Raw genomic sequence first — 6,250 nt, forward strand, 5'->3', positions numbered from 1 at the left:
TCGGCGGCGGGCGGAAGGGCCTCGACGGCGGCGAGCAGCTCCGGGGTGGCGCCGGCCTTGTCCGTCATGCGGGCCGTGCCGTCGTCGGGCGCCGCGGACTCGTCCCGTACCCACAGGGCGGGGGTGATCCCGCGCTCGGCGTCGAACTCGGCGTCCAGCTCGGCGCGCAGCGTGTGGTCCTCCGGCACCTCGGCCGGGGTGACGTGGCCGGGCGAGACGGCGCCGAGCTCGTCCGGGTCGGTGAGGAGCCTGCGGTAGAGCGCGGACCGCTCCTGGAGCTCCTCGTGGGTGCCGATGTCGGCGAGCCGGCCCGCGTCGAGGACGGCGATGCGGTCGGCGAGGCCGAGGGTGGAGCGGCGGTGCGCGATGAGCAGGGTGGTACGGCCCGCCATCACCGAACGGAGGGCCTCGTGGATCTCGTGCTCGACCCGGGCGTCGACGGCGGAGGTGGCGTCGTCCAGGAGCAGCAGCCGGGGGTCGGTGAGGATCGCGCGGGCGAGGGCGATGCGCTGCCGCTGGCCGCCGGAGAGGGTCAGGCCGTGCTCGCCGACCTTCGTGTCGTACCCCTCGGGCAGCTCGGCGATGAACCGGTCGGCCTGCGCCGCGCGCGCGGCGGTCTCGATCTGCTCCTGCGTGGCGTCCGGGAAGCCGTAGGCGATGTTGGCGCGGACGGTGTCGGAGAAGAGGAAGGAGTCCTCGGGGACGAGGCCGATCGCGGCGCGCAGCGAGTCGAGGGTGAGTTCGCGGACGTCGTGGCCGCCGACGAGGACGGCGCCGTGGTCGGCGTCGTAGAAGCGCGGCAGGAGGAGGGAGACGGTGGACTTGCCGGAGCCGGAGGCGCCGACGACGGCGACGGTCTCGCCGGGGCGGATCTCCAGCGAGAAGCCGTCGAGGACCGGGCGGCCGTCCTCGTACGCGAAGGACACGGCGTCGAACTCGACGGTGGCGGGGGCGTCGGCCGGCAGCTCCTTCGTGCCGTCCTTGATCACCGGCTCGGTGTCGATCAGGTCGACGACGCGCTCGACACCCGCGCGGGCCTGCTGGCCGACGGTGAGGACCATGGCGAGCATGCGGACCGGGCCGACGAGGGAGGCCAGGTAGGCGGAGAAGGCGACGAAGGTGCCGAGGGTGATCTGGCCCCGGTAGGCGAGCCAGCCGCCGAGGGCGAGGACGGCGACCTGGCCGAGGGCGGGGACGGCCTGGAGGGCGGGGGTGTAGAGCGAGTTGAGGCGGACGGTGCGGAGCCGGGTGGCGAAGAGGCGCCGGCCGGCCTGCCGGATCTTGCCGGTCTCCTGCTCCTCCTGTCCGAAGCCCTTGACGACCCGGACGCCGGTCACGGCCCCGTCGACCACGCCCGCGACGGCCCCGGCCTCCTGCTGCGCCGCCCAGGTGGCGGGGTGGAGGCGGGTGCGGCTGCGCTGGGCGATGAACCAGAGGGCGGGGGCGACGGCGAGCGCGACGAGGGTGAGGGGGACGGAGAGCCAGGCCATGACGGCCAGGGAGATGACGAACAGCAGGATGTTGCCGATCGTCATCGGGAGCATGAAGAGAAGGCCCTGGATGAGCTGGAGGTCGCTGGTGGCCCGGCCCACGACCTGCCCGGTGGACAGCTCGTCCTGCCGTCGCCCGTCGAGCCGGGTGAGCGTGCCGTACATGTCGGTGCGCAGGTCGCGCTGGACGTCGAGCGCGAGGCGTCCGCCGTAGTAGCGGCGGACGTAGGTGAAGGCGTAGACGAGGACGGCGGCCCCGATGAGGAGGCCGGTCCAGACGGCGAGCGAGCGGGTGCGGGTGCCGATGACGTCGTCAATGATCACCTTGGTGATCAGGGGGACGAGGGCGAGGACCGCCATGCCGGCGAGGGAGGAACCGAGCGCGAGGACGACGTCCGTCCGGAACCGCCAGGCGTACCCCCACAGCCGCCGCGCCCAGCCGCCCCGCGGCTCCCCGGGCCGGTCCTCCGTGCGTCGTTCCTCCGCCTGTTTCTGCCCCACCGCCGCCACGTGGCGCCTCCCGTTCGTCCTGGTGTACCGGAAGGCTCCAACGTGCCCGGCCTGCGTTTTCATCCCCCGGACACGAATGGCGCGCGAAGACGGGACGAAGGTCCTAGGACCGGCGGCGCGCCGCGGGGTCAGGGCGACGGGAGGGGGCCCGGGGCCCGGGGACAGTCCCACCCGTGCCGGGGAAGAGGAGGAGGCCGGCCTTCGGCCGGGGGTGGAGGGGTAGGGACCGGGGAGGCCGCCGGTCCGGAGGGACCGGGGCGACGGGAAGGGGTGCGCGTGATGCGGGTCGAGGACGGGCGGGGGTACCGGTGGGGTCAGCTGTTCGCGGCGCTGGTGGCGATGCGGGGACTCGCGGAGGGCGGCCGGATCGTCCCCGCGCCGCCGGGCGAGGTGCGGGCGGCCACGTACAACCCGTACAACGACAGCCTGCGGCTCCTGCGGGACGTGGGGCACCGGCTGTTCGCCGCCCGTGAGAGGGGCGGGCCGGTCGCCGAGGCGGCCGTCGTGGTCATGGCCGACGTGTCCCGGCTGGTCCCCCCGCGCCGCGAGACGCGGGACGGGCTCGGCGGGCCGGCGGCCCAGCACTTCCGGCAGGGGTACGAGGCGAGGCTCGCGGCCTACCGCGAGAGCTGGGCGGACCTGGTGGACTGACCCGGGGTTCACCGGGGGCGGAGCACCGGGTGTGGCGGTCGGCCCGGCGGCGGGCCGGCCGGTGACGCCTGCGACGGCCCCGAAGTCCCGGGCGTCGTGGGGGAGCCCCGGGAGCCCGGCGGTGGCCGCGATCAGGAGGCCGACGGCGCTCGTTCAGAGGTGGGTGGGCTCGAACATGCGGAGGAGGGCCGGAAGGACGACCACGGAGGGGCCCGGCTGGGCGAGGGCCTTCGCGAGGTCGGTGGCGAGGGCGTCCGGGGTCGTACGGACGGCGGGGACGCCGAAGGACTCGGCGAGGGCCACGAAGTCGGGACGGGCGAGATCGGTGCCGGTGGCCTCGCCGAAGGCGTCCGTCATGTACTCGCGCAGGATGCCGTAGCCGCCGTCGTCCACGATCAGCCAGGTGACGTCGAGGCCGTACTGCCGGGCCGTCGCCAGCTCCGCGAGCGAGTACATCGCGCCGCCGTCACCGGAGACCGCGAGGACCGGACGGCCGGGCTCGGCGGCCGCCGCGCCGAGGGCGGCGGGGAAGGCGTAGCCGAGTCCGCCGGCGCCCTGGGCGGAGTGCATGGTGTTGGGGTGCCGGGCGTCGAAGGCGGACCAGGCCCAGTAGGCGAGGATCGTCATGTCCCAGAAGCTGGGGGCGCGGTCCGGCAGGGCCTCCCGGACGGCGGCGACGACGCGCTGCTCCAGGTCGAGGCCCTGGGCGGCGATCCGGTCCGCGACCTTCGCCAGGACCGTACGGACCCGCTCGGGCGCGGTGGCGTCCTCGCGGGGTTCGACGGTCTCCAGGAGGGCCTGGAGGGCGATCCGGGCGTCGGCGTGGATGCCGAGGGCCGGGTGGTTGGACTCCAGCTTCCCGGCGTCGGCCTCGATCTGCACGACCCGGCCGCGCGGGGCGAAGGTGTGGTAGTTCGAGGACAGCTCGCCGAGGCCGGAACCGACGACGAGGAGGACGTCGGCGTCCTCCAGGAAGTCGGTGGTGTGCCGGTCCTCCAGCCAGGACTGGAGGGAGAGCGGGTGCCGCCACGGGAAGGCGCCCTTGCCGCCGAAGGTGGTGACCACGGGCGCGTCGAGGCGTTCGGCGAGGGCGAGGAGCTTGCCGGAGGCGTCGGCGCGGACGACCCCGCCGCCCGCGATGATCGCGGGCCGGGCGGCCCGGGAGAGCAGCTCGGCGGCGACCGCCGTCAGCTCGGGGCGGGGCACGACCTCCCCGGGGGTGGCGTCCATCGCGGTGACCACGGGCAGGGTGGTGGGGGCCAGGAGGACGTCCTGCGGGATCTCGACCCACACCGGCCCGTGCGGGGCGGTGAGCGCCGACTCCCAGGCCGCCGCGATCGCGGACGGGATCTGGGACTGCGTACGGACGGTGTGGACGGACTTCACGACGTCGCGGAACGAGGCCTGCTGGTCCCGCAGCTCGTGCAGGTAGCCGTGGCGCCCGCCGCCGAGCCCGGCCACGGGGACCTGGCTGCCGATGGCGAGGACCGGGGCGGAGGCGGCGGCGGCCTCCTGGAGCGCGGCGAGGGACATGAGCGCGCCGGGTCCGGTGGAGAGCAGCAGCGGGGCGGCCTCGCCGGTGACGCGGCCGTACGCGTCGGCGGCGAAGCCCGCGTTGTTCTCGACGCGCAGGCCGACGTACCGGAGCGAGGAACGGCGCAGCGCGTCGAACATGCCGAGGGCGTGCTGTCCGGGCAGTCCGAACACGGTGGAGGCGCCGAGCCCGGCCAGGGTCTCGACGACGAGGTCACCGCCGTTGCGGCCCGGCGGCGGGTTGAGCGCCGCCTCGCGCTGCGCGGCCGTCGGTCGCAGGACCAGGTCGTGGTCGTGGGTCATCGGGCTCCTCCGGGCGTGGGCGGGTCGGCGGGTGGACGGGGGTGCGGCCGGGGGCCGACGTCGAGGGTACGGGTCGGGCCCGCGCCCCCGAGCTGCGGACGCTCGGAAGGACGCGGGCCCTGGGACACGCCCGTGGCCGCCGGGGAGGGCCGGCGCGTGGCCACGGGCGCGGGTTTTCGGAGGCGGCGCCGGGCCGGCCCGGGTGCGGGCCCGGGGGCCCAGGTACGGCGTCCGGGTTTCCGGAGGCCGTGCCCGGCTCACGCGGGCCCGGGGCGGTGTCCGGCCCACCGCGCGGGCCCGGGTGCGGGGCCCGGCCCGGCACCGCCTCCGCGCGGTTACTTCGCCTCGCGCGCCGCCGCGATCTGGCGGGACATGATCGTGGTCAGCTCGTACGCGGTGTGCGAGGCGGCGACCGCGGTGATCTCGGCGTGGTCGTACGCGGGGGCGACCTCGACGACGTCGGCGCCGACCAGGTTGCAGGACGACAGGCCGCGCAGGATCTCCAGGAGCTCGCGGGAGGTCATGCCGCCCGCCTCCGGGGTGCCGGTGCCGGGGGCGTGGGCCGGGTCGAGGCAGTCGATGTCGATGGAGATGTAGAGCGGGCGGTCGCCGATGCGCTGGCGGAGCTGGTCGGCGACCTCGTCGGCGCCGCGCCGGTAGATGTCGGCGGAGGTGACGATGCCGAAGCCCATCTTCTCGTCGTCGGTGAGGTCCTGCTTGCCGTAGAGCGGGCCGCGGGTGCCGACGTGCGAGAGGGCGGAGGTGTCGAGGATGCCTTCCTCGACGGCCCGGCGGAACGGGGTGCCGTGGGTGTACTCGGCGCCGAAGTAGGTGTCCCACGTGTCGAGGTGGGCGTCGAAGTGGAGCAGGGCGACCGGGCCGTGCTTCTTGGCGACCGAGCGGAGCAGCGGCAGGGCGACGGTGTGGTCGCCGCCGAGGGTCATCATGCGGGCGCCGGTGGCGAGCAGGTCGTCGGCGGCGGCCTCGATGGTCTCCACGGCCTCGTTGATGTTGAACGGGTTGGCGGCGATGTCACCGGCGTCCGCGACCTGGGCCAGGGCGAACGGGGAGGCGTCCTGCGCCGGGTTGTAGGGGCGCAGCAGGCGGGAGGCCTCGCGGATGGCGTTGCCGCCGAAGCGGGCGCCGGGACGGTAGGAGACGCCGCTGTCGAAGGGGATGCCGACCACGGCGACATCGGCGGTGCCGACCTCGTCGAGCCGCGGCAGCCGCGCGAACGTCGCGGGGCCCGCGTACCGCGGGATGCGGGACGAGTCGATCGGGCCGCGCGGGGTGTTCTGGTCGCTGCTGCTCATGGTCGGTCCTCCGGGGAAGGCGAGGGGGATGGTTCTCCGGCACGACGGTAGGCGCCGGAGGAGCGGCGCAGAAGTGTGCGTTTCCTCCACTGTGCGAGCGTTTGGTGTACGAAGGGTCCATGACGACGAGCCCCGCGCACCCCGCCTCCACTCCCCCGGCTCCACCGGTCCCGCTCGCCGCGCTGCTCGCCCGCAGGGAACTGGGCCTGCGGCTGCTCACCGGTCCGGAGGACGCGTCCCTCCACTGGGTGCACACCTCGGAGATGGCCGACCCGTACCCGTACCTGCTCGGCGGCGAGCTGCTCCTGACGGCGGGCGTGCAACTGGAGGACCCGGCGCGGTTCGTGGAACGGGTGGTGGAGGCGGGCGCCGCGGCGCTCGGCTTCGGGGTCACGCCGGTGTACGACACGGTGCCTGCGGAGCTGGTAGCGGCCTGCGCCCGGCACGGGC

The 6,250-nt window shown here is 75.2% G+C and carries 5 protein-coding genes; 2 read left to right on the forward strand and 3 right to left on the reverse strand.

What is annotated here, in order from left to right:
• Nucleotides 1–1,991, reverse strand: a 1,991-nt coding sequence (locus tag RIF68_RS23725; protein ID WP_309053319.1) for an ABC transporter ATP-binding protein, incomplete at its 3' end; no start/stop codon positions are given.
• 285 nt (nt 1,992–2,276) lie between these two features.
• On the opposite strand from RIF68_RS23725, the gene RIF68_RS23730 reads away from it, so the two are divergent.
• Nucleotides 2,277–2,651 (forward strand): hypothetical protein, encoded by a 375-nt coding sequence (locus RIF68_RS23730; RefSeq protein WP_309053320.1) that lies wholly within the window; start codon nt 2,277–2,279, stop codon nt 2,649–2,651.
• A 153-nt stretch (nt 2,652–2,804) separates the two neighbouring features.
• On the opposite strand, the gene RIF68_RS23735 is transcribed toward RIF68_RS23730, so the two are convergent.
• On the reverse strand, nt 2,805–4,487 hold the full coding sequence (locus RIF68_RS23735; protein ID WP_309053321.1) for a thiamine pyrophosphate-binding protein: 1,683 nt from the start codon (nt 4,485–4,487) through the stop codon (nt 2,805–2,807).
• A gap of 335 nt (nt 4,488–4,822) precedes the next feature.
• Complete coding sequence (speB, locus tag RIF68_RS23740) at nt 4,823–5,800, reverse strand: agmatinase (RefSeq protein ID WP_309053322.1); 978 nt, start codon at nt 5,798–5,800, stop codon at nt 4,823–4,825.
• A 119-nt stretch (nt 5,801–5,919) separates the two neighbouring features.
• On the opposite strand from speB, the gene RIF68_RS23745 reads away from it, so the two are divergent.
• On the forward strand, nt 5,920–6,250 hold a 331-nt coding region (locus RIF68_RS23745; protein WP_309053323.1), incomplete at its 3' end, for a PucR family transcriptional regulator ligand-binding domain-containing protein.

Source organism: Streptomyces sp., assembly GCF_031178505.1.
GTDB classification, from domain to species: domain Bacteria; phylum Actinomycetota; class Actinomycetes; order Streptomycetales; family Streptomycetaceae; genus Streptomyces; species Streptomyces gulbargensis.

What these genes read in the sequence shown, in the direction of transcription:
- RIF68_RS23735 (WP_309053321.1), bottom strand. Translation starts at nt 4,487, where the DNA reads ATGACCCACGACCACGACCTGGTCCTGCGACCGACGGCCGCGCAGCGC.
- speB (WP_309053322.1), bottom strand. Translation starts at nt 5,800, where the DNA reads ATGAGCAGCAGCGACCAGAACACCCCGCGCGGCCCGATCGACTCGTCC.